This window comes from Saccharothrix syringae (assembly GCF_009498035.1).
GTDB classification, from domain to species: Bacteria; Actinomycetota; Actinomycetes; order Mycobacteriales; family Pseudonocardiaceae; genus Actinosynnema; species Actinosynnema syringae.
The window spans coordinates 8792328-8814481 of sequence record NZ_CP034550.1 but is presented as its reverse complement, the minus strand read 5'-3'; the positions used below and the strand labels follow the sequence as shown (position 1 = coordinate 8814481).

At 73.2% G+C, this 22154-nt stretch carries 19 protein-coding genes; 12 read left to right on the top strand and 7 right to left on the bottom strand.

The genetic code is table 11. The features are described from left to right. Positions 1–8: 8 nt before the first annotated feature. The 4 genes from EKG83_RS36605 to EKG83_RS36590 all read right to left on the bottom strand — a co-directional run bounded on the left by EKG83_RS36605 (position 9) and on the right by EKG83_RS36590 (position 6927). Positions 9–2936: a helix-turn-helix transcriptional regulator gene (locus EKG83_RS36605; RefSeq protein WP_084715982.1), complete on the bottom strand. Its 2928-nt coding sequence runs from the start codon at positions 2934–2936 to the stop codon at positions 9–11. An 86-nt stretch (positions 2937–3022) separates the two neighbouring features. Beyond that, positions 3023–3232 (bottom strand): hypothetical protein, encoded by a 210-nt coding sequence (locus tag EKG83_RS36600; protein ID WP_033427924.1) that lies wholly within the window; start codon positions 3230–3232, stop codon positions 3023–3025. Then, positions 3229–6117 (bottom strand): type 2 lanthipeptide synthetase LanM family protein, encoded by a 2889-nt coding sequence (locus EKG83_RS36595; protein ID WP_051764477.1) that lies wholly within the window; start codon positions 6115–6117, stop codon positions 3229–3231. Before EKG83_RS36595 ends, EKG83_RS36600 begins: the two co-directional genes overlap by 4 nt. A gap of 264 nt (positions 6118–6381) precedes the next feature. Continuing rightward, positions 6382–6927, bottom strand: a complete 546-nt coding sequence (locus EKG83_RS36590; RefSeq protein ID WP_153278684.1) for a hypothetical protein — start codon at positions 6925–6927, stop codon at positions 6382–6384. Between the two features lie 79 nt (positions 6928–7006). Between EKG83_RS36590 and EKG83_RS36585 the strand changes: the two genes are divergently transcribed. The 6 genes from EKG83_RS36585 to EKG83_RS36560 all read left to right on the top strand — a co-directional run bounded on the left by EKG83_RS36585 (position 7007) and on the right by EKG83_RS36560 (position 13583). Next, on the top strand, positions 7007–7531 hold the full coding sequence (locus EKG83_RS36585; RefSeq protein WP_153278683.1) for an enoyl-CoA hydratase/isomerase family protein: 525 nt from the start codon (positions 7007–7009) through the stop codon (positions 7529–7531). Then, positions 7528–8529: a LacI family DNA-binding transcriptional regulator gene (locus EKG83_RS36580; RefSeq protein WP_033427921.1), complete on the top strand. Its 1002-nt coding sequence runs from the start codon at positions 7528–7530 to the stop codon at positions 8527–8529. Before EKG83_RS36585 ends, EKG83_RS36580 begins: the two co-directional genes overlap by 4 nt. Before the next feature lie 411 nt (positions 8530–8940). After that, positions 8941–10296 carry an ABC transporter substrate-binding protein gene (locus EKG83_RS36575; RefSeq protein ID WP_033427920.1) on the top strand — a complete coding sequence of 452 codons (1356 nt, stop codon included), beginning with the start codon at positions 8941–8943 and terminating at the stop codon, positions 10294–10296. Further along, the gene (locus EKG83_RS36570) at positions 10296–11165 is read left to right on the top strand and encodes a carbohydrate ABC transporter permease (RefSeq protein ID WP_033427919.1); all 870 of its coding nucleotides are present in this window, start codon (positions 10296–10298) and stop codon (positions 11163–11165) included. The genes EKG83_RS36575 and EKG83_RS36570 overlap by 1 nt, the downstream gene beginning before the upstream one ends. Continuing rightward, positions 11162–12001, top strand: a complete 840-nt coding sequence (locus tag EKG83_RS36565) for a carbohydrate ABC transporter permease (RefSeq protein ID WP_033427918.1) — start codon at positions 11162–11164, stop codon at positions 11999–12001. Before EKG83_RS36570 ends, EKG83_RS36565 begins: the two co-directional genes overlap by 4 nt. A 58-nt stretch (positions 12002–12059) precedes the next feature. Beyond that, positions 12060–13583, top strand: a complete 1524-nt coding sequence (locus EKG83_RS36560) for a glycoside hydrolase family 13 protein (protein ID WP_033427917.1) — start codon at positions 12060–12062, stop codon at positions 13581–13583. Positions 13584–13626: 43 nt separating this feature from the next. Here EKG83_RS36560 and EKG83_RS36555 read toward each other — a convergent pair whose 3' ends face one another. Next, the gene (locus EKG83_RS36555) at positions 13627–14145 is read right to left on the bottom strand and encodes a MarR family winged helix-turn-helix transcriptional regulator (RefSeq protein WP_033427916.1); all 519 of its coding nucleotides are present in this window, start codon (positions 14143–14145) and stop codon (positions 13627–13629) included. 115 nt (positions 14146–14260) lie between these two features. Here EKG83_RS36555 and EKG83_RS36550 point away from each other — a divergent pair, with 115 nt between their 5' ends. The 6 genes from EKG83_RS36550 (at position 14261) to EKG83_RS36525 (ending at position 20530) form a co-directional block, all read left to right on the top strand. Next, positions 14261–15331 carry an alkene reductase gene (locus EKG83_RS36550; RefSeq protein ID WP_033427915.1) on the top strand — a complete coding sequence of 357 codons (1071 nt, stop codon included), beginning with the start codon at positions 14261–14263 and terminating at the stop codon, positions 15329–15331. A gap of 313 nt (positions 15332–15644) precedes the next feature. Continuing rightward, positions 15645–16406 (top strand): DeoR/GlpR family DNA-binding transcription regulator, encoded by a 762-nt coding sequence (locus EKG83_RS36545; RefSeq protein ID WP_033427914.1) that lies wholly within the window; start codon positions 15645–15647, stop codon positions 16404–16406. Between the two features lie 69 nt (positions 16407–16475). Next, entirely contained in the window at positions 16476–17819 is a 1344-nt protein-coding gene (locus EKG83_RS36540) for an ABC transporter substrate-binding protein (protein WP_033427913.1), read from the top strand. 31 nt (positions 17820–17850) lie between these two features. Beyond that, the gene (locus EKG83_RS36535) at positions 17851–18747 is read left to right on the top strand and encodes a carbohydrate ABC transporter permease (protein WP_033427912.1); all 897 of its coding nucleotides are present in this window, start codon (positions 17851–17853) and stop codon (positions 18745–18747) included. Beyond that, on the top strand, positions 18744–19544 hold the full coding sequence (locus tag EKG83_RS36530) for a carbohydrate ABC transporter permease (RefSeq protein ID WP_033427911.1): 801 nt from the start codon (positions 18744–18746) through the stop codon (positions 19542–19544). The genes EKG83_RS36535 and EKG83_RS36530 overlap by 4 nt, the downstream gene beginning before the upstream one ends. Beyond that, a complete protein-coding gene (locus tag EKG83_RS36525; RefSeq protein WP_033427910.1) occupies positions 19541–20530 on the top strand; it encodes a zinc-dependent alcohol dehydrogenase family protein in 990 nt (329 codons plus the stop codon). Before EKG83_RS36530 ends, EKG83_RS36525 begins: the two co-directional genes overlap by 4 nt. A 115-nt stretch (positions 20531–20645) precedes the next feature. Here EKG83_RS36525 and EKG83_RS36520 read toward each other — a convergent pair whose 3' ends face one another. Continuing rightward, the gene (locus EKG83_RS36520) at positions 20646–21290 is read right to left on the bottom strand and encodes an LPXTG cell wall anchor domain-containing protein (RefSeq protein WP_033427909.1); all 645 of its coding nucleotides are present in this window, start codon (positions 21288–21290) and stop codon (positions 20646–20648) included. 96 nt (positions 21291–21386) lie between these two features. Continuing rightward, positions 21387–22028: a hypothetical protein gene (locus tag EKG83_RS36515; protein WP_033427908.1), complete on the bottom strand. Its 642-nt coding sequence runs from the start codon at positions 22026–22028 to the stop codon at positions 21387–21389. Positions 22029–22154: the final 126 nt, after the last annotated feature.

The following is a 22154-nucleotide window of genomic DNA, read 5'->3' as shown; positions in this document are numbered from 1 at the left end:
CCACCCCCTCAGGGCCGCTCCCCACCCCCCAGATCCTCCGCGAAGCAGCTCAACGCCTCCCGGTCCGCCCGCCCCGTCTTGGTGATCAGGCTCGCCACGTGCTTCTCCACCGTCCGCGGCGAGATGTGCAGCCGCGTCGCGATCGCCTTGTTCCCCAACCGCGAGGCCAGCAGCCGGAACACCTCGAACTCCCGCACCGTCACCCCGAGCGCCCGCAGCTCCCGCGGCACCTGCTCGGACCCGCTCCGCCGCTGCGGCACCGACGCGCCCACCTGCCGCAGCAGCGCCCGGCAGGCCCCGGCGACCGCCGAGTGGCCGGCCTGGTGGAAGAACTCCTCGGCCGGCCGCAACCACGCCACCGGCTCGCCCCACCCGTCCGCCGCGGCCGCCTCGGCGACCAGCCGCAGCCCGAGGTGCCGGGCCAGCGGGTAGGGTGCCGCCGCCTCCCGGGCCTCCCGCACCGCCGCCACGGCCTCGTCCTCCCGCCCGGCGCGACCCGCCAGCACGGCCAGCGCGAACCGGGCGAACACCCGGTTCCAGCGCATCCCGGCCGCCGCCGCCCGCGTCACCGCCCGGTACCCGTCCAGGTCCAGCCGCCCGGCCACCGCGTCCAGCAGCAACCGCAGCCCGTGCCGCCCGCCCAGGTGGTACACGGTCGGCGTCTCGGCCTCGTGCGCCATCGCCCGCGCCAGGTCCCGCTCCGCCGCCGGCCGGTCCTCCTCCAGCAGCGCGCAGAACGCCCGCGCCAGCCCGTAGCACAGCGGCCGCTCCTGCGACCCGACCCCGCCCACCTCGTCGAACGCCTCGATCGCGGCGTCCATCTCGGCCCGCCGCCCCCGGTGCGCGGCCGAGACCGCCTGCGCCATCAGCCCGTACAGCACCAGCGACTTGACGTGCATCCGCCGGGTGTCCGCGACGACCCGCGCCAGCCGCCCGGCCGCCTCCTCGTACTGCCCGCGCAGCACCGCGTCCAGCCCGAGGATCGAGTCCACGCTCTGCGCCACGCCGATCGCGCCGATCCGCAGCGCCTCCTCGCGCGCCTCGGCCAGGCCGGCCGCCGACCCCTCGGCCAGCCAGTCCAGCCCGCCCTGCCGCACCAGCGCGTGCACCCGCTGCACGGCGAGCCCGTGCTCCTCGGCCAGCTCCCGCGCCCGGCTGAAGCACTCGGCCGCCTCGCCCAGGTCGCGCTCCCGCGCCAGCACGCCCAGCAGCTGCCACGTCTCGCAGCCCACCTCGGGCAGCGGCACCCGCTTGGCCGCGTCGGCCGCGCGCCGCGCCAGGAACTCCGCCGACTCGATCCGGTCCGGCACCTCCACGTTGAGCACCAGGGACGCGGCCACCGCGTCCAGCGGCGCGGTGTGCTCGTCGGCGGCGTCCGGGCCGAGCAGGGCGCGTGCCGCGTCCACGTGCGCCATGCCGTCGGTCCACCGGCCCGCGTGCCACGCCACCTGCGCGAACTTCCGGTGCAGCTCGGCCCGCCGCACCCGGTCCAGCCCGGCGGCGCTCAGCTCGGCCACCGCGTCGACCAGCGCGAACGCCCGCTCGAACCGGCCCGCCTCGGCCAGCGCGGGCAGCAGCGAGTCCAGCACGTCGGCGCGGATCGCCACGTCCACCCCGCTGACCAGCAGCCGGTGCGCGTGGTCCAGCAGCCGCACCGCCGACCCGACCGCGCCGTCGGCCAGCGCCCGCCGCCCGGCCTCGGCCAGCAGCGCGCCCGCCTCGGCGGTCTCCCCGGCGTCGAGCCGCAGCGACGCCACCAGGGCACACCACTCGCCGGGCAGGCCGGGGTGCAGTCGCTGCACCGCGTCCGCGGTCCGCCGCGCCAGCTCCGCCCGGTACGGCGGCGGGAGCTGCGCCAGCAGCGCCTCGGCGGTCAGCGGGTGCCGGAACGCGTACCAGTCGGGCACCGGCTCGTCCGGCGTCACCAGCTGCGCGGCCACGCCCGCGTGCAGGTGGGACAGCAGGCCCCGGTCGTCCAGGCCGGTCACCAGGCGCAGCACCGACAGCGGGAACCGGTGCCCCAGCACCGCGGCCGCCGACAGCAGCTCGCGGCCCTGCGGGCCGAGCCGGTCGGTGCGGTGCGCGATGGCCCGCACCAGCGCCGTGGGCACGTCGATGCGCAGCTCGCCCAGCACCCGCCACCCGTCGGGGCCCCGCACCAGCTGCCCGCCGTTGACCAGGCCGTGCAGGATCTCCTCGACCACGAACGGGTTGCCCGCGCTGTCCGCCCACAGCCGCGCCACGACCTCGTCGGGCACCTCCGGGTCGGCGACCTCCAGGCACAGCGCCACCATCCGGCGCACCCCGGCCTCGTCCAACCGGTCCAGCTCCAGCAGCACGCCCGCGCCCCGCTGCGCGGCCAGGCGCACCACGTCCAGCGTCGGCCCGGAGTCCGCGCGGGTGGTCACCAGCAGCGCGGCGGGCACCTGGTCCAGGTTGTCCACCAGGTAGTCGACGACGGCCAGCGTCTCGGCGTCCGCGTCGTGCAGGTCCTCCAGCACCACCAGGCACGGCTGCGCCCGGCCCACCGCGGCCAGCAGCCGCAGCACCGCCTCGGCGAGCACCACCACGGAGTGGACCTGCCGCTGCTCCTCGCCACCGCCCCAGTCGGGCGCCAACCGGCCCAGCGCCTGCTGGTAGGGGCCCAGTTCCCGCAGGTCGGGGCCGTCGCCCGCGCGCAGCAGCGACATCAGCGCCTCGGTCAGCGGGCGGAACGGCACGATCGGCCCGACCGTGCTGCCGCGCCCGCGCAGCACCCGCATCCCGCGGTCGAACGCCACGCCGGCGGCGAAGCGCGCCAACCGGGTCTTGCCGATGCCCGGCTCCCCGACCAGGAACACCGCGCCACCGCGCCGGGCACCGGCGTCGGCCAGCACCCGTTCGAGGACGCGGAGTTCTTCGTCGCGGCCGACCACGACCGGCACGCGGGTGAGCATGGCCGAACCTTAACCAAGACGAAGCAACGCACGCCAAACTGCCCGCACCCCCAGTGCGGGCGGGCAGTCCGGCGCGCGGTGGACCGCTAGCCCTGGATCACGGGCGCGCTCACGGTCCAGCTGCCGGTGCTCGCGGTGACCACCGCGTAGGCGCCGACGGCCATGGTCATGCCGGCCAGTGCCCGGGCCCGCGCACCGGCCCTCGTCCTGCGGGACAGCGCCATCTCGCCGGCGGGGTGGTCGCCGTCCCGGGCCTCGTCCCAGGTCGTGACCTCGGCGTGGTCGGCGTTGCTCATCGGTGGTTCTCCTCGGGGGTGGGGTGGGTTGCACGGGGTTCCAGCAGGAGCACCGAGGGCACCTGCTCCGGGAAGCCGAGGCGGAGCAGGCCGTACCCGATCCCGGAGAGCCCGGTGAGCAGACCTGCCGACGGCACGCCTCCGGGCGTCCCGCAGCGCGCCCCGTGCTGTTCCAGCGCGCCGAGCACAAGTCCAGCACGCCGGGTCTGCATGGCCGCGGCCAGGGTGTGGCCGCGTTCGGCCAGCACGGTCAGCGACTCGACCACGCCCAGCTCGCCGTGGCACGGGCTGAGGTCGCGCAGCGGCTCGTGCACGGCCAGGGCGTTGAGGCACCGGTCGAGGTGCAGGGTGTGGGTGTCCACCGGCTGGCCGGGGTGCGCGGCGTGCGCGAGCACCGCGCCGGACAGGCCGGAGCACCAGCTGTGGTCGGCCTCGGCCACGTCCAGCAGCCGCTGCTTCAGCGCCCGGTCGGCGCGCAGGTTCGCCCGCCCGGCCACGCCGTACCGCTGGTCGCCGGACGCCCGCGCGTACCGCAGCAGCGCCCAGCCGACCCCGGCCCGGCCGCGGGCGAAGCCGTCGCCGCCGGGGGTCGCGGTGAGCAGCCGGTCGGCGTGGGCGCGGGCCAGCGCCGCGGCCGCGGGCAGGCCGCTCTCGGCGCGCACCGCCAGTGCCGCGGCCAGCCCGCCCGCCCGGCCCTCGACCAGGTCGGCGCAGTCCTCGCCGACCGCCTCGACCCGCGCCGCGACCTCCAGCGCGGCGCGCAGCCAGCCGGTGATCTCCGCGTCCTCCAGCAGGTTCGCCAGCCGCGCCAGCGCGTAGCAGATGCCGCCCAGGCCGTGGAAGCCGCCGCTGCCCACCGCGACCGCCATCTCCTCGTCCTCGGCGAATGCGGCCAGCAGCCCGGGTACCGGCGCGAGCGCGTCGCGGGCGAAGGCCAGGTAGCGGTCGGCGCCGGTGAGCCGGCCCAGCTGGGCCAGGAACAGCGCGACGCCGGTGTAGCCGTTGGACAGGCCCGCGCCCATCGGCGCCACCGCCCAGTACCGGTCGTCGGCCAGTTCGAGGCCGACCCAGTTGACCCGGCCCGGCGCGGTGGCCGCGTGCGCCAGCACCTCGTCGGCCACGCCGCACGCGGCCACCAGCAGCCGCTGCGGGTCCGGCACGCCCGCCTCCAGCGGCCCGGGCAGCGCCGGGCCGGTGCGGTGCTCCACCGGGCGCGGCCGGCTGGCCAGCGCGGCGGTGACCAGCCACTGCTGGTCGTGCTTGTCGACCTCGTCCAGGGCGGCGACCTTGGCGGTCACCGAGTCCAGGCCGGACACCGGCAGCAGGTCGGGCAGCCGCTCGCCGGTGGAGGTCCACACGTCCCGGCTGCCCGGCCGGGTGGTGAACAGCGGCACGTCGCCCGCCCACAGGTCGGTGACCTCGTGCGGCACCAGCGCCCGCAGCGCCGCCGAGTCGCGCGAGTCGTCCCGCAGCAGCTCCAGCGCGCCCTCGCGGGCGTCGGCACCGCGCAGCGCGTCGGGGTGCGTCGACTCGTCGAGCAGCGTCGCGTACAGCGAGGTCATCCGCGGCAGGAACCGCGCGGGCAGGTCGGCGAACCGGCGCAGCAGGCCGTGCTCGCCCAACAGGTCGCCGCGGTGGTCGCAGAGCACGTCGTAGCCGACCCGGAACCCGGCCAGCAGCGCGCCCCGGTGGTCCGCGGGCTCGGCGGCCACGCCGTCGACCACCGGCCGGTTGTGGGCAGGCGGCACGGGCGCGGGTTGGCGCACCAGCCGCATCCGGTCCGTGCCGGGGTGCAGCCACGCCACGCCGTCGACGGGCGGGCGGTCGCCGTGGTCGCCGCCGACGCCGCTCACGTCCAGCGCGCCGTGCTCGCCGAGCAGCACGCGCGGCAGCACGGCGGTGCGGTCCACCGACCGCGCCAGCGCCTGCGCCGCCGGGTCCGCCGGGGTGGCGACCTCGGGGTGGAACAGCGTCTCCACGTCCACCAGCACCGGCTGCTCGCCCGCCGCGACCAGGTTCTCGTAGTGCATGTCGGTGCCGTCGAGCGCGTACAGCAGCGCGATCAGGGCGCCGAGCCGGTGGTAGAACCGGCCGACCCCGGCGAGGTCCGCGCACGGCGCGCGGTCGACGAACTCCAGCCAGCCGTGCGCGGGCCGGTCCACCGCGCGCGGCAGCCGCAGGCCCAGGCCGGTGTGGCCGTCGAACCAGGCCAGCACGTCGGCGAAGGCCAGGTGCTGGGCCACCGGCCGCGGCTTGTAGACGACGCGGCGCCCGTCGGCGAAGGTCAGCACGGCCACCGACCGGCCGCCCGCGTGCGGGTCGCCCAGGCCGGTCTCCACCCGCGCGAGCGGACCGGGGTCGCGGCCGTCCAGCAGGGTCCGCACGACCTCGCGCCGGTCCTGCCCGAACCGGTCCAGCAGCTCGACGTGCGCCTCGACCGCGTGCAGGCACGCCTGCCCGAGCAGCCGGGCGAGCACCGGGTACTCGGCGAACAGGGCGCGCAGGTCCAGGCGGTTGACGAAGTCGGCGAACCGGGCCTGCGGGGTGTCCCCGGCCAGCCGGCCCGCGACGCGCCGCAGGTTCAGCTCCAGCACCAGGGTGCGGGCCGCGACCCGGGCGAGCCGGCGGCCCAGCGCGCGGGCGAAGTCGCCGTCCAGCCGCGGGTCCAGGCGCACGGCCGCGTCGACCAGCGGGCGCAGCGCGAACGCGAAGGCGTCCTGCCAGTCGCCGCCGGGGAAGTCTGCACGGGCCGCGGTCGTGGCGGCGCGTTCCACGAACGCGGCCCATGAGGGCCGTCCACGGGGGACGACCAGCTCTCGGTGGTTCTCGCGGACACCGCTGAGCCACCAGGTGGTGGGGGTCTGGTCTACGGCGGACGAGAACACGTCACCCAAGGTGGCACGGCGCCGACCGGGCGCACATGGGGGCCGCGCCCCCAGATTTGCCGGTCAACGGGGTGATAACCGCACATGTGCGGTCTCCGCGGGGGGTGGGTGTGGTTCTCGACGGGCTCGGGCTCGGGCGCGGCTCTGCGGGCGTTGGGCGCGGAACCGCGGACGTCCGCGGGCGTTGGGCGCGCTCTCCGGGTTCTGCGCGTTCCCCGGGTTCCCCCGGGTTCGGCGCGTTCCCCGGCCTCTGCGGGCTCGGCTCTAGGAGCAGTTCTCGGCCTGCCGGGCCGCGGCGGTGAACTCGTCGGGCAGCGAGACGACGTTGATCTTGCCCACGGCGTCGTTCATGACCGACACGGCCTCGGTCATGTCCTGGAGGACGGCGGAGTAGACGTCGAGGGTCAGCTCCGGCGCGCCGTCCACGGTCGACTTGGCCTTGGCGAACTTCTCGTGCGCGCGGGCCAGCGGCTCCTGGATGACCTCGACCGCGGTGTCGGCGGCCGGGTCCGGGGCGGGGGTCAGCTCGTCGAGGTCGTGCAGGACCACGTTGAGCATGTCGACCGTGCGGCCCAGCATCTCGCTGAGCGACTGCTTGGCCTTGGCGGGGTCGGTCTCCACCTGGTCGAACTGCACGCCGCCCGAGGCGACCATGTAGTCGGCCACGCCGCAGAAGTTGTTCACCCAGCGCAGCACCTCGGCGTCCGGCGCGGCCGCCTGGGACGTCGGGCCCGGCACCGCCTTGCCCGCCACCGACGTGCCGCAACCGGTCAGCACGAGCACGAGCACCGCCATCAGACACCGCTTCACGGGGAATTTGTACCCCGAGGTCACCCGATGGTGGGGCAGAACATGACAACCGGGGGTGACCCGGCCACGATTGGCCCTGATGGCCGTCTCAACGAACCTCTCCGGCGGCGTCGCGGTCATCCGGGTCGACGAACCGCTGGACACCGCCCACGTCGGGTTGCGCGCGGCGCTGGGGCGGGTGGGCGGTGCCCGCGCCGTCGTGCTGGCGGGGTGCTGGGCGTGCGGGACCGACATCAGGGGCCTGCTGCGCATGTCGAGCCAGCAGTGTGAAGCGCTTTCGTGTTCGTTCCGGGCGCTGCGCGACGACGTGGCCGGGTTCCGGGTGCCGGTGGTCGCCGCCATCGCCGGCAGCGCGGTGGGGCACGCGGCCGAGCTGGCGATGTCGTGCCACCACCGGGTGCTGGCCCGCACCGGCGGGCTGGGGCGGGTGACCGGGACGCGCGTGGTGTTCGGCGAGCGGATCAGCGCGGACCGGGCGCTGTGCACCGGGCTGGTCGACCGCGTGGTGCCCGCCCCGCTCGTGCTGCGGGCGGCGGTGGAACTCGCAAACGGCTGCAAACCAGTGCAAGCCGAGCGTAAATGCTGCCCTATAGTTGCTACATGACGCAACGTCGGTTGGCAGAGGTGGCCGCGAAGGTCGGCGTGAGCGAGGCGACGGTCAGCCGCGTGCTCAACGGCAAGCCCGGCGTGTCCGACGCCACGAGGTCGGCCGTGCTGACCGCCCTGGACGTGCTGGGGTACGAGCGGCCCACGCAGCTGCGCGGCGAGCGCGCCCGGCTGGTCGGCCTGGTGCTGCCCGAGCTGCAGAACCCGATCTTCCCCGCCTTCGCCGACGTGGTGGGCAACGCACTGGCCCAGCGCGGGTTCACCCCGGTGCTGTGCACCCGGACCGCGGGCGGCGTGACCGAGGCCGACTACCTGGAGCTGCTGTTCGAGCAGCACGTGTCGGGCGTGGTGTTCGCCGGCGGCCAGTACGCGCAGGCCGACGCCTCGCACGAGCACTACCGGCAGATGGCCCGCCGCAAGCTGCCCGCCGTGCTGGTGAACGCGGCCATCGAGGACCTGGGGTTCCCGCGCGTGTCGTGCGACGACGCGGTGGCCGTCGAGCAGGCGTTCGGCCACCTGCTGGCCCTGGGCCACACCCGGATCGGCGCCGTCCTGGGCCCGACCGACCACGTGCCGTCCCGCCGCAAGCTGGCCGCCCTCCAGACCTGCGCCTCGACCGCGGGCGTCGACCTCTTCGAGGAGCACGCCATGTTCTCCCTGGAAGGCGGCCAAGCAGCGGCAATGCGCCTGCTCAACCGAGGCGTGACCGCGGTCGTGTGCGCCTCCGACCCCCTGGCCCTGGGCGCCGTCCGCGCCGTCCGCCGCCAGGGCCTGCGCGTACCGCACGACGTCTCGGTCGTCGGCTACGACGACTCCGCCTTCATGACCTGCACCGAGCCGCCCCTGACCACCGTGCGCCAGCCGATCGAGGCGATGGGCCGAGCCGCCGTCGAACTCCTGGCCAACCAGATCGCCGGCACCGCCGTCCCCGACGAAGAACTCCTCTTCGAACCCGAACTGGTAGTCCGTTCCTCCACCGCCCCCGCCCCCCGCTAACCCCTCCCAACCCCGCGCGAGTCATGCCCTCACCCCGCGCGTGTCATGCCCTCAGACCGCGCGAGTCGAACGTTCACGACCCTCGTGTCGAACCTTCGCGACCCCCGAGTTCGACGTTCGGGCACCTGCGGGTCGGGGTTCAAGCGTGCGCGAATGTTGAACTCGGGGGTCCTGGAGGTTCGACACGAGGGGTCTGGAGGTTCGACTCGCGCGGGTTGAGTGCATGACACGCGGGAGCTGAGTGCATGACACGCGCGGGGTGGGAGCGCTCTCGCAAGTGGAGGTGGAGTGGGTGGGGGTGGGCTTGCGGGAGAGTGTTGGGAAGTTGCAATAGGTCGTCGACATCTTGCGGAGATGTGTTGGGTGGATTTACCGTGTGCGCCACACCACACCCGAGGAGGGTCCGCCCCCATGAACTCATTCAGACTCCGCAGAGCGGCGGGGTTGCTGCTGGCAACCGGCATGGGTCTCACCGCGGTCGCGTGCTCGCAGGGCGGTGACGACGCCGCCTCGAACGGCAAGGTGACGATCGTCGTCAACGGCCTGCCCCCGCAGACGCAGGCGTTCGACCGCAAGATCTTCGACGAGGACGTCGCGGAGTTCGAGGCGGCCAACCCCGACATCGACGTCGAGCCGCGCGAGGGGTTCATGGACCCCCAGACGTTCTCCGCGAAGCTCGCGGGCGGCCAGCTCGAAGACGTCTACTACGCCTACTTCACCGACCCGGCCAACATCATCGCCCGGCGCCAGGCGGCCGACATCACCGAGTACGTCAAGGACGTGCCGCACTACGACGCGATCCGCCGGGAGCTGCGCGACGTGTTCAGCGCCGACGGCAAGGTCTACGGCGTCCCGACCGCCAACTACTCGATGGGCCTGGTCTACAACCGCGAGCTGTTCACCCGGGCCGGCCTGGACCCCGACCAACCGCCGAAGACCTGGGACGAGGTCCGCGAGGCCGCCCGGAAGATCACCGCCCTGGGCGACAACAAGGTCGGCTTCGCCGAGTACAGCCGCGACAACCAGGGCGGCTGGCACTTCACCGCCTGGATGTACTCCGTCGGCGGCCAGATCGCGCGCAGGGACGGCGACAAGTGGGTCGCCGACTTCAACAACGACAAGGGCCGCGAGGTCCTGGACCACCTCAAGGCCATGCGCTGGACCGACAAGACCATGGGGGAGAAGCAGCTCTTGGTCATCGAGGACGTCCAGCAGATGATGGGCGCCGGCCAGCTCGGCATGTACCTCGCCGCGCCGGACAACATCCCCACCCTGGTCAACCAGTTCGACGGCGACTACGCCGACTACGGCCTGACCGCCATCCCCGACGCCAAGGGCACGCTCATCGGCGGCGAGGGCTACATGGTCAACCCCAAGGCGTCGCCGGAGAAGATCCGCGCCGGCCTGAAGTGGATCTCGTGGAAGTACCTCAACCCCGACCGCATCGAGAAGAACCTCCAGCGCTACAAGGAACGCGGCCAGCCCATCGGCCTGCCCGTGCCCCCGGCGGCCGACATCTGGACCGGTGACATCGCCGACCGGCAGACCAGGCTCAAGGAGAGCCTGGCGACCATGCCCGTCGGCAACTTCAAGTCCTACGTGGACACCAAGCCCACCGGCAAGGTCGAGCCCCCGAACGCGCAGCAGGTCTACGCCGTCCTCGACAACGTCATGCAGGCCGTGCTCACCAAGCCCGACGCGGACGTGGCCCAGCTGCTGGCGGACGCCGAGGCCAAGGTGAACCCCGTCCTGGCGCAGGTCAAGTGATGCGCCGCCGCGTCGCGGAGAACCTGACCGCGTACGGGTTCCTGTCCGCCGCGCTGGTGTGCTTCGCGGTGTTCTCCTGGTACCCGCTCGCGCGCGGGGTCGCGCTGGGCTTCCAGCAGGTCGACTTCGTCAACGCCCCCGCCTGGGTCGGCTGGGAGAACTTCGAACGCCTCTTCGCCGACCCCCTGTTCGCCACGGCGTGGCGCAACACCGCGCTGTTCACCGCGCTGGCACTGGTCTTCGGCTTCGCGGTGCCGTTCCTGCTGGCCGTGGTGCTCAACGAGCTGCGGCACTTCACGGCCTACTTCCGGCTGGTCGTGTACCTGCCGGTGATGCTGCCGCCGGTGGTGGCCGCGCTGGTCTGGAAGTGGATGTACGACCCCGGTCCGGGCCTGCTCAACACCGCGTTGCGCGGGCTCGGGCTGGCGGGCCTGCCCTGGCTGGACAGCGCGGACACCTCCATGCTGTCGCTGGTCGTCGTGGCGACCTGGGCCAACCTGGGCACCGCCACCCTGATCTACCTGGCCGCCCTCCAGGGCATCCCCGGCGAGCTGTACGAGGCGGCCGAGCTGGACGGCGCGGGCGTGCTGCGCCGGCTGTGGCACGTCACCGTGCCGCAGACCCGGTTCGTGCTGCTGGTCCTGCTGCTGCTCCAGGTCGTGGCGACCATGCAGGTGTTCACCGAGCCGTACGTGATGACCAGCGGCGGCCCGGACGACTCCACCGTCACCGTGCTCCTGCTGCTGTACCGCTACGCCTTCTACTACAACGACTTCGGCACCGCGAGCGCCCTGAGCCTGCTGCTGTTGCTGGTGCTCGGCGCGTTCACCGCCCTGTACCTGCGGGTGACCCGGAAGGCGGAGGCATGAGGACGCTCGTCGCACCCGGCCGGTCGCGCACCGGCTACGTCGTCGCGCTCGTGGTCACCACGGTGGTGCTCACCGCGGTCTTCGTGCTGCCGCTGGTCTGGGTGGTGCTCTCGGCGATGAAGCCCGCCGTCGAGCTGGCGCGCGTGCCGCCGACCGTGCTGCCCGAGACCTGGACGCCCGGCACCTACGCCGAGGCGTGGGACATGATGGACCTGGGCACCTACTTCCGGAACACGCTCGTGGTCGCGGTCGGCACGTGGGCGGTGCAGCTCGCCGTGGACGTGCCCGCGGCCTACGCGCTGTCGCGGCTGCGGCCCGTGCTGGGCAGGGGCATCCTCGGCATGATGCTGGTGACCCTGATGGTGCCCGCCGCGGTGCTGCTGGTGCCCACCTACATGACCATCGCCGACCTGGGCCTGCTCAACAACCCGCTGTCGCTGTGGCTGCTCGGCGCGGCGAACGCCTTCACGGTGTTCCTGCTCAAGCGGTTCTTCGACCAGCTCCCGGTGGAGGTGCTGGAGGCGGCCCGGATCGACGGCGCCAACCAGCTCACCATGCTGTGGCGGGTCGTGCTGCCGCTGTCCAGGCCGATCCTGGCGGTGGTGTCGATCTTCGCGGTGGTGGCCGCGTGGAAGGACTTCATCTGGCCGCTGCTGGTGTTCTCCGACCCGGCGCGGCAGACGCTCAGCGTGGCGCTCCAGCGCTTCGCCCCCGACACCCCGGTCAACCTGCTGCTGGCCGGCCTGGTGCTGTCCAGCCTGCCGGTGGTGGCGCTGTTCCTGGTGTTCCAGCGGCACGTGCTCGCGGGCCTGACCGCGGGCGGGGTGAAGGGGTGACCCGCCGCCGTCCCACCCACCGCCCCGGGCGACCGGGGCCTACCGAGGAGGAATCCGCATGAACTGGTGGCGCGGTGCGGCCATCTACCAGGTGTACCCGCGCAGCTTCGCCGACGGCAACGGCGACGGGATCGGGGACCTGGCCGGTCTGCGCCAGAAGCTCCCCCACCTCGCCGAGCTGGGGGTGGACGCGATCTGGCTCAGCCCGTGGTACCCCTCCCCGATGGCCGACGGCGGCTACGACGTCGCCGACTACCGCGACATCGAGCCGGTGTTCGGCACGCTGGTCGAGGCGGAGAAGTTCATCGCCGAGGCCCACGGCGCGGGCCTGCGGGTGATCATCGACATCGTGCCCAACCACTGCTCCGACCGGCACCCCTGGTTCCAGGAGGCGCTGCGCGGGCAGGGGCGCGACCGGTTCTGGTTCCACGACGGCGACTTCCCGCCCAACGACTGGAAGTCCCGCTTCGGCGGCCCCGCCTGGAGCCGCACGCCCGACGGGAAGAGCTGGTACCTGCACCTCTACAGCCCCGAGCAGCCGGACCTGAACTGGACCAACCCGCGGGTGCGGGCCGAGTTCGAGTCGATCCTGCGGTTCTGGCTGGACCGGGGCGTCGACGGCTTCCGCATCGACGTGGCCGACGGCCTGGTCAAGGACTTCACCAGGCCGGACGCCGACACCCCGTACTCCGATCAGGACGGCGTGCACGAGATCTACCGCTCGTGGCGGCGGGTGCTCGACGAGTACCCGGACGAGCGGGTGTTCGTGGGGGAGATGTGGCTGCCCGACCCGGCGCGGTTCGCCCTCTACCTGCGGCCGGACGAGCTGCACTCGGCGTTCAACTTCGACTTCCTGTGCTGCCCGTGGGACCCCGCCGAGCTGCGGCGGGTGATCGACGGGACGCTGGCCGCGCACGCGCCGGTCGGCGCGCCGCCCACGTGGGTGCTGTCCAACCACGACGTGACCCGCCACGTGTCGCGGATGGGCCGGGCGGACACCTCGTTCGACTTCGGCCGCCGCCAGCACCTCACCCCGACGGACCTGGAACTGGGCCGCAGGCGGGCCAGGGCGGCGATCATGCTCACCACCGCGCTGCCCGGCTGCGTCTACCTCTACCAGGGCGAGGAGCTGGGGTTGGAGGAGGTCGACGACCTGCCCGACGAGCTGCGGCAGGACCCGGTCTGGGAGCGGTCCGGGCACACCGACCGGGGCCGGGACGGCTGCCGCGTGCCGATCCCGTGGGGCGAGGACGGGCCGTCGTGGCTGCCGCGGCCCGAGCACTGGCGGTCGCTGTCGGTGGCGGCGCAGAGCGGTGACCCGGGGTCGATGCTGGCGCACTACCGGAACGTGCTGGCGCTGCGGCGCGCCGAGCCGTCCCTGGGCGACGGGCCGATGGAGTGGCTGGACCTCGGGCCGGGGGTGGTCGCGTTCGGCCGGGGCGACGACTTCGCCTGCGTGCTCAACCTGTCGGACGGGCCGGTGGCGCTGCCCGCGCACGACGGGGTGCTGCTGACCAGCGGCCCCCTGGACGGGACGGACCTGCCGCCGGACACCGCCGCCTGGCTCCGCCGCACCCGCTGAGGTCTCGCGCGAGGTCCCGCCGCACCCGGTGAGGCGGCACGGCTCAGTCGTCCGGTCCGGGGGCACCCGCCCCCGGGCCGGACGACCTGCCGGTCCGCTTCACCAGGTTGCACTCCAGCACCCCGAGCACCCGCAGCACCTCGGCCCGCTCCCGCTCGTCCAACCCCTCGACGGTGGCCTCCTCCAACTCCCGCCACGTGCGCTCGACCTCGCGGCGCAACGCCTGGCTCGCCACCGTGGGCTCCACGATCGTGGCCCGCCCGTCGTGGGGGTCGGGGGTGCGGCGCACGAACCCGGCGCGCTCCAGCCGCTGCACCGTCCGCGTCATCGTGGCCGAGTCGGTGTCCAGCACGCCGCACAGGTCGGCCTGCCGCTGCGGGCCGCAGTCCCACAGGTGCATCATGACCATCTCCTGGCCGGGGTGCAGACCTGCCTGTCTGAGCAGCTGACCGGCGAGCATGCGGTGCAACCGGGCCACCCGGAAGATCGCGTGGCTGGTCCGACCGCCGTGCGCGGTCTCCGGAACAGGTATTGAAGTGGGCTTTTTGTCGGCGTCCGACATGCCTCCAGGGTACTCCGCCACCGAGAAGTGACCGGTGTCACATCACGGAGTGCGGAATACATCAACTCCGCTTAGCTGTTCGAGCAGGTAAGCACGCCAACTGGGAGGACCCGCGATGAGCACCGCGTTCGAACCGCTCGACCTGGCCGGCACGAAGCTGGCCAACCGGATCGTGATGGCCCCGATGACCCGCAGCCGGGCCTACGGCACCGTGCCGTCGCAGGCCGTGGCGGAGTACTACGCCCAGCGCGCGAGCGCCGGGCTGATCATCACCGAGGGCATCCAGCCCTCCGCGGTCGGACAGGGCTACCCGGACACCCCGGGCCTGCACACCGACGAGCAGGTCGAGGGCTGGCGGGCGGTCACCGACGCGGTGCACGCAGCGGGCGGTCGGATCTTCGCCCAGCTCATGCACGCGGGCCGGATCGGGCACCCGGACGTGCTGCCCGGCGACCTGCACCCGGTGGCACCCTCCGCGGTGCGCCCGGCGGGCAAGCTGTTCACCGGTGCCGGCCTGGAGGAGTTCAAGATCCCGGTCGAGCTGACCGGGGCCGAGGTCGAGGCCACCATCGCCGACTTCGCCGCCGCGGCCCGCAACGCCGTGGCCGCCGGCTTCGACGGCATCGAGCTGCACGGCGCCAACGGCTACCTGATCCACCAGTTCCTGTCCGGCAACACCAACCTGCGCACCGACGGGTGGGGCGGTCCGGTGGCCAACCGGATCCGCTTCGCCGTCGAGGTCGCCCGCGCGACCGCCGACGCGATCGGCGGCAACCGCGTCGGCCTGCGCATCTCCCCGGCCAACCGGTACAACGACATCGCCGAGGACGACCACCAGGAGCTGTACCCGGCGCTGGTCGACGCGATCAACCCGCTCGGCCTGGCCTACCTGCACATCGCCGAGCAGGACCAGCGCCCGCTGACCCTGGAGCTGCGCAAGCGCTTCACCGGCACCCTGATCCTCAACCCGTACACCTCGGAGGGTCCGACGAGCGCGGCCGAACTCCAGCTGCTGGAGGACGGCACGGCGGACGCCCTGGCGTTCGGCGCCTTGTTCCTGGCCAACCCGGACCTGCCCGCCCGCCTCGCCGCCGGCGGCCCGTTCAACACCCCGGACCAGTCGACCTTCTTCGGCGGCACCGAGAAGGGCTACACCGACTACCCGGCGCTCCAGACCGCTCGCTGACCGCCGCGGACAACCGCCTCGTGCTCCGCGAACCCGTGGGGACGAGGCGGTTTCGCCGTTTCCGGACCGATGGCGCGCCCGGCCCACGACCATCCGGGAAACCCCGCAGGCCCGGCGGTGCGGGAACGGGCAGCCCCACGGCTCCGTTCGGGCACGGACCGGGCACGCCGCGGGCATCCGGTCACGAAAACCGGGCGAAAACCGGGCACCACTGATCCCTTCGGGCTGCTGGCCACGCTCCCACACCGGTGTTAGACCTTATGCGCGGCCCGAACGGGCAGCAGGTGGTCCGACCGGGCAGCGGGAGGCGGGCATGCGAGCCGAGGAGCGCAAGCGCCACATCCTGGCCAGGGCCCGGGCCGACGGCCGGGTCGACGTGGCCGAGATCGCGGTCGAGCTGCGGGTGGCGCAGGAAACCGTCCGGCGCGACCTGCGGGTCCTCGACGAGCACGGCCTGGTCCGCCGCACCCACGGCGGCGCGTTCCCGGTGGAGAGCGCCGGGTACGAGACCGGCCTGAAGTTCCGGTCCCACTCGATGGTGCCGGAGAAGAGGCGGATCGCCCGGGCCGCCGCGGAACGGCTCGGTGACGCGGAGACGGTCTTCATCGACGAGGGCTACACCCCCCAGCTCGTCGCCGAGAACCTGCCCACCGGCAGGCCGCTGACCGTGATCACCGCGTCGCTGCCCACCGCGGCGGCGCTGTCCGAGGCGCCCGCGACCACGGTCCTGCTGCTCGGCGGCCGGGTGCGCGGGCGGACCCTGGCGACCGTGGACCACTGGGCCACCCGGATGCTCGCCGAGATGGTGATCGACCTCGCCTACATCGGGGCGAACGGCATCTCGCGCGAGCACGGCCTCACCACGCCCGACCCGGCGGTGGGCGCGGTGAAGGCGCAGGCGCTGGCCTCGGCCCGGCGCCGGGTCTTCGTCGGCGTGCACACCAAGTTCGGCGTGTCCAGCTTCCACCGGTTCGCGGGCGTCGCGGACCTCGAAGCGGTCATCACCGACTCGGTGCTGCCCGCCGGGGAGGCGCACCGCTACTCGCTGCTCGGCCCGAAGGTCGTCCGGGCCTGAGCCCCAACCGATCCCCAGACCCCGGCGTGCCCGAGGGTCCGGTTCCGCACGCCCGAAGGAAGGCAGACGATGAAGTCACTCCGGTATGGCGGCCTGCTCGCCGCGGTGCTCATGGCCACGACCGCGTGCGCCGGCGCGGGAGGCGGCGGCGGGACCGGCGAGAACTCGATCAACGTCCTGATGGTCAACAACCCGCAGATGCAGGACCTGCAGAAGCTGGCCGCCGACAACTTCACCAAGGACACCGGCATCACCGTCAACTTCACCGTGCTGCCCGAGAACGACGTCCGCGACAAGATCAGCCAGGACTTCTCCAGCCAGGCCGGCCAGTACGACGTGGCCACGATCAGCAACTACGAGACGCCGATCTACGCCCGCAACGGCTGGCTCACCCCGCTCGACGACCACGTCGCCGAGGACACCGCGTTCGACCAGGGCGACATCCTCGAACCGATCCGCCGGTCCCTCACCGCCGCCGACGGCAAGGTCTACGCCCAGCCGTTCTACGGCGAGTCGTCGTTCCTGATGTACCGCAAGGACGTCCTGGACGCCCAGGGCATCACCGTGCCCGAGAGGCCGACCTGGCAGCAGGTCGCCGACATCGCCGCCCGGGTGGACGGCGCGCAGCCCGGCATGAAGGGCATCTGCCTGCGCGGCCAGCCCGGCTGGGGCCAGCTGATGGCGCCGCTGACCACCGTGGTCAACACCTTCGGCGGCACCTGGTTCACCGAGGACTGGCAGGCGCGGGTCAACGCGCCGGAGTTCAAGCAGGCCACCGAGTTCTACGTCAACCTGGTCCGCGCGCACGGCGAGGCGGGCGCGCCGCAGGCCGGGTTCGCCGAGTGCCTGAACAACATGACCCAGGGCAAGGTCGCCATGTGGTACGACGCCACGGTCGCGGCTGGCCTGCTGGAGGCCGCCGACTCGCCGGTCAGGGGCAAGCTCGGCTTCGCCCAGGCGCCGGTCGTGCGGACCGACAGCTCCGCCTGGCTCTACACCTGGGCGTTCGGCATCCAGAAGGCGAGCAAGAAGGCCGACAACGCGTGGAAGTTCGTCTCCTGGGCGTCCGGCAAGGGCTACGAGGAGCTGGTCGGCAAGTCCCTGGGCTGGTCCAGGGTCCCCGACGGCAAGCGCCGCTCCACCTACCAGCGGCCGGAGTACCTGGCGGCGAGCGGGTCGTTCGCCGCGCAGGCCGAGGCGGCGATCGCGGGCGCCAAGCCCGACGACCCGGGCGTGCAGGCGCGGCCCGCGGCCGGCATCCAGTTCGTCGGCATCCCCGAGTTCACCGACCTGGGCACGCGGGTGTCGCAGGGGATCAGCGCCGCCATCGCCGGGTCGACCACCGTGGACGAGGCGCTGGCCGAGGGGCAGCGGCTCGCCGAGGCCGTGGCCGCGAAGCACCGGGGCAACTGATGGGCAACCCCACCCCCATCGGGAGGGCGTCGTGACGGCGGCGGCGCGCTGGGCCCGGCGCGCGCCGCTGCTGCCGGCCCTGGTCTTCACGATCCTGGTCACCCAGCTGCCGTTCGCGGCCACCCTGGTGATCTCGCTGATGCGCTGGAACTCGCTGGACCCGGCCGACCGCGGGTTCGCGGGCGCCGACAACTACGTCGCCGTGTTCACCGACCCGGACCTGCGCTCGGCCGTGGGCACCACGGTCGTGCTCACCGCGGTCGTGGTGCTGGTCAGCCTGCTGCTGGGCCTCGGGCTGGCCCTGCTGCTGGACCGGCGGTTCGCCGGCCGCGGGGTGGTGCGCACCATGCTCATCGCGCCGTTCCTGGTGGTGCCGGTCGCCGCCGCCCTGCTGTGGAAGCACGCGCTCTACAACCCGGAGTACGGCCTGTTCAACGGCGCCCTGACCTGGTTGTTCGGCGAGGGCGCCCCGCAGCCGGAGTGGATCAGCGAGATGCCGCTGACCGCGGTCGAGGCGTCGCTGGTGTGGCAGTGGACGCCGTTCATGATGCTGATCCTGCTGGCCGGCCTGCAGAGCCGGCCGCAGGACGCGGTCGAGGCCGCGCGCGTCGACGGCGCCACGCCGTGGCAGGTGTTCCGCCACCTGACGCTGCCGCACCTGCGGCAGTACCTGGAGCTGGGCGCCCTGCTCGGGTCGATCTACGTGGTGCAGAACTTCGACGCGGTGTTCACCATCACCTCGGGCGGCCTGGGCACGGCCAACCTGCCCTACGCGGTCTACCAGACCTTCTACCAGGCCCACGACTACGGCCGGGCGTCCGCGGCGGGCGTGGTGGTCGTGCTCGGGTCCATCGTCATCGCCACGTTCGCCCTGCGCGTGGTGTCGTCGCTGCTGCGCGAGGAAGGCCGGACGGGGGTGCGCGCGTGAGCCGGGTCTGGGGTGTGCTCGCCTGGTTCTCCGGGCTGCTGTTCTTCGCGCCGGTGGCGTGGATGGTGCTGACCTCGCTGCACAGCGAGCCGGACGCGGCGACCAACCCGCCGTCGCTCGCCGCGCCGCTGACGCTCGACGGCTACCGCGAGTTCTTCGGCTCCGGCCCGTGGCCGCCGCTGCTGAACTCGCTCAGCGCGTCGGTCGGGTCGACGGTGCTCGTGCTGCTGCTGGCGGTGCCCGCGGCGTACGCGCTGTCGGTCAAGAAGGTCGAGAAGTGGTCGGACGTGCTGTTCTTCTTCCTGTCCACCAAGATGCTGCCGGTGGTGGCCGGCCTGCTGCCGATCTACCTGGTCGCGCAGTACGCGGGCCTGCTGGACAACATCTCGTTCCTGGTCGTGCTCTACACGTCGATGAACCTGCCGATCGCGGTGTGGCTGATGCGGTCGTTCCTGGCCGAGGTGCCGGGGGAGATCCTGGAGGCCGCCGCGCTCGACGGGGCCGGGCTGCCCACGATCCTGCGCCGCGTGGTCGCGCCGGTCGCCCTGCCCGGCATCGCCGCGACCTCGCTGATCTGCTTCATCTTCAGCTGGAACGAGCTGCTGTTCGCCCGCGTGCTGACCGGCGTGGTCGCCGGCACCGCGCCGGTCTACCTCACCGGGTTCGTCACCAGCCAGGGGTTGTTCCTGGCCAAGGTGTGCGCCGCCGCCACGGTGGTGTCGCTGCCGGTGCTCGTCGCCGGGTTCGCCGCCCAGGACAAGCTGGTCCAGGGCCTTTCTCTGGGAGCCGTGAAGTGAAAGCTGCCGTCATCACCGGGGTGGGCGCGGTCGAGGTCGCCGACGTGCCCGACCCGACGCCGGGGCCGCGCGAGGTCGTCGTGGACGTCGCCGCGTGCGGCCTGTGCGGCACCGACCTGCACATCCTCCAGGGCGAGTTCGCCCCGACCCTGCCGGTGGTGCCGGGCCACGAGTTCGCCGGCGTGGTCGCCGAGGTGGGCAGCGCGGTGACCGAGGTGGAGGTCGGCGACCGGGTGGCCGTCGACCCGTCGCTGTACTGCCACGAGTGCCGCATGTGCCGGCTGGGGCGCGGCAACCTGTGCGAGCGGTGGGCGGCGATCGGCGTGACCACCGGCGGCGGCGCGGCGGAGTACGCGCTGGCGCCGGTGGCGAACTGCGTGAAGCTGCCCGAGCACGTGCGCACCGAGGACGCCGCCCTGATCGAGCCGCTGTCGTGCGCGGTGCGCGGCTACGACGTGCTGCGGTCGGCCATGGGTGCCCGGGTGCTCATCTACGGGTCGGGCACGATGGGGCTGATGATGCTCCAGCTGGGCAAGCTCACCGGCGCGGTGTCGGTCGAGGTGGTCGACCTCAACCCGGACCGCCTGGCAACGGCCGAGCTGCTGGGCGTCACGGCCACCGCGGCCACCCCGGACGAGCTGGACCGCCCCGGCGGGTGGGACGTGGTCATCGACGCCACCGGCAGCGAGAAGGCCATCCAGGACGGGCTGGGCCGGGTCGCCAAGGGAGGCACGTTCCTGCAGTTCGGGGTGGCCGACTACGCGGCGCGGGTGACCGTCGAGCCGTACCGGATCTACAACCAGGAGATCACGATCACCGGGTCGATGGCGGTGCTGCACTCGTTCGAGCGGGCCGCGGACCTGTTCGCCACGGGGGTGCTCGACCCGGAGGTGTTCATCAGCGACCGGTTGCCGTTGGGCGACTACGCGGGGGCGCTGGAGAGGTTCCGGGCGGGGCAGGGGCGCAAGGTCCTGGTGCTGCCGTAGGGGTTCGGGCCGACGGGAAGGCCGACGGGAAGGCCCCGGTCACCTCCGCGAGGGTGGGGTGACCGGGGCCTTCGCCGTGCTGCGGGGGCAGTCTCCCGCTATCGGTGTCGCGAGGTCAGTTGCGGGCCGCCCGCTTGCGCTGCACGATCAGCAGGGCCGCGCCGCCGCCCAGCAGGACCAGGCCGATGACCAGCGGGATCGCGATGCTGGCGCCGGTGTTGGCCAGCGGGGTCTCCTCCGCGGCGATCGGCACGACCGCGGCGGACGAGGTGGTCGGGGCCACCGTCGTGGTCGGGGCGGGCGCCGCGCTGGAGGACTCGTCGACCGGCGGCTGCTCGACGGGGGGCTGCTCGACGGGGGGCTGCTGCGCCGGCGGCTGCTGCTGCTTGGCCGGGCACGGGTCCACCTCGCGGACCTCGGTCCTGGTGTAGCGCTTCTCGCCGTTCACGTCGTCCCACGCCTTGATGTCGACGACGAACGTGACCTTGTCCTTGTCGGCGGGCGCGGAGTACTTCTGGGAGAAGTTCCTGTCGAAATCCCGGTCGGTGCGCGTCTCGCCGTTGACCTTGACGACGACGTGGTTGGTCTTGCCCTCCTTGACCTGGTAGTCCTTCAGGTTGACGTCGAGGGTGGCCTGGCCGTCCTTGCAGGAGGGCTCCAGGTGCGGGGTGTGCGCGGAGGCAGGAGCCGCGAAGAGGACGGACGCGGCGGCCGTGGCAGCGAGGGTGCCGGCGAAGGCGCCAACTCTGGCGAACTTCATGTGGGGACTCCTGAGGGAAGGGCTAGGAGAAACGCGGTCACCTTATACGGGGACAGATAACAACCCGTCCGGAGTATCGGTGATTACTTTCCGCATCTAACGGCGGAGCCGTCTCCTGAGGACGACCAGCACGACGAGCCCGCCCACCAGCACCACCGCGCTCAGCACCAAGGGGACGGTCACCCGCGGCCCTGGGCGGGGCAGGTCGCTCAGGCCGGCGGCCCGGACCACGGGTTTCGGCTGCGTGCTGGGCAGGTGGAAGGTCAACGGCGGGGTCGTCGCGGTGGTCGTTCCCACCGCGGTCGGAGTCGTGGCGACCGGGACTTCGACGGTCGTCGTGGTCACGGCCGGTGGCGGGGCCGGTGGCGCCGGCGGTATCGGCGGTGTCGCGCACTTGTGGACGGTCACCTCCCGGCTGAACGACCAACCCCTCGCGCCACGCGGGTCGTCCCACGCGAGCACGGTGACCACGAAGGCGTGCGGCACGGTCCCGGACTCGCTGTAGGCGCGCCGGAACTCCCCGCGGAACCTCTCGTCCTCAATGGACCTGTCGCCGTCGGTCACCGACACGGAGTTGGCCCGCCTGCCGTCGTACCGCTCCAGCTCCACGGTCAGCACGGCGCGGCCGTCGACGCAGCCGCCCACGACCGACGGCGTGTGCGCGGACGCGGTCGGCGCGCCCGCCAGGACCGCGATCAGGGCGCCGAGGACGATCGCGGCGAATCGGGCGAAGCGCATGGGTGCTCCCGGTGGTACGGCGGGGTGCGGCGGCACAGGGGTCGCACTCCCGGGTACGGGCACCGACCGCCGGGCGTTCACCGCCGGCACTGCCCAATTCGGGTGAACAGCGCCCGCGTCAACACC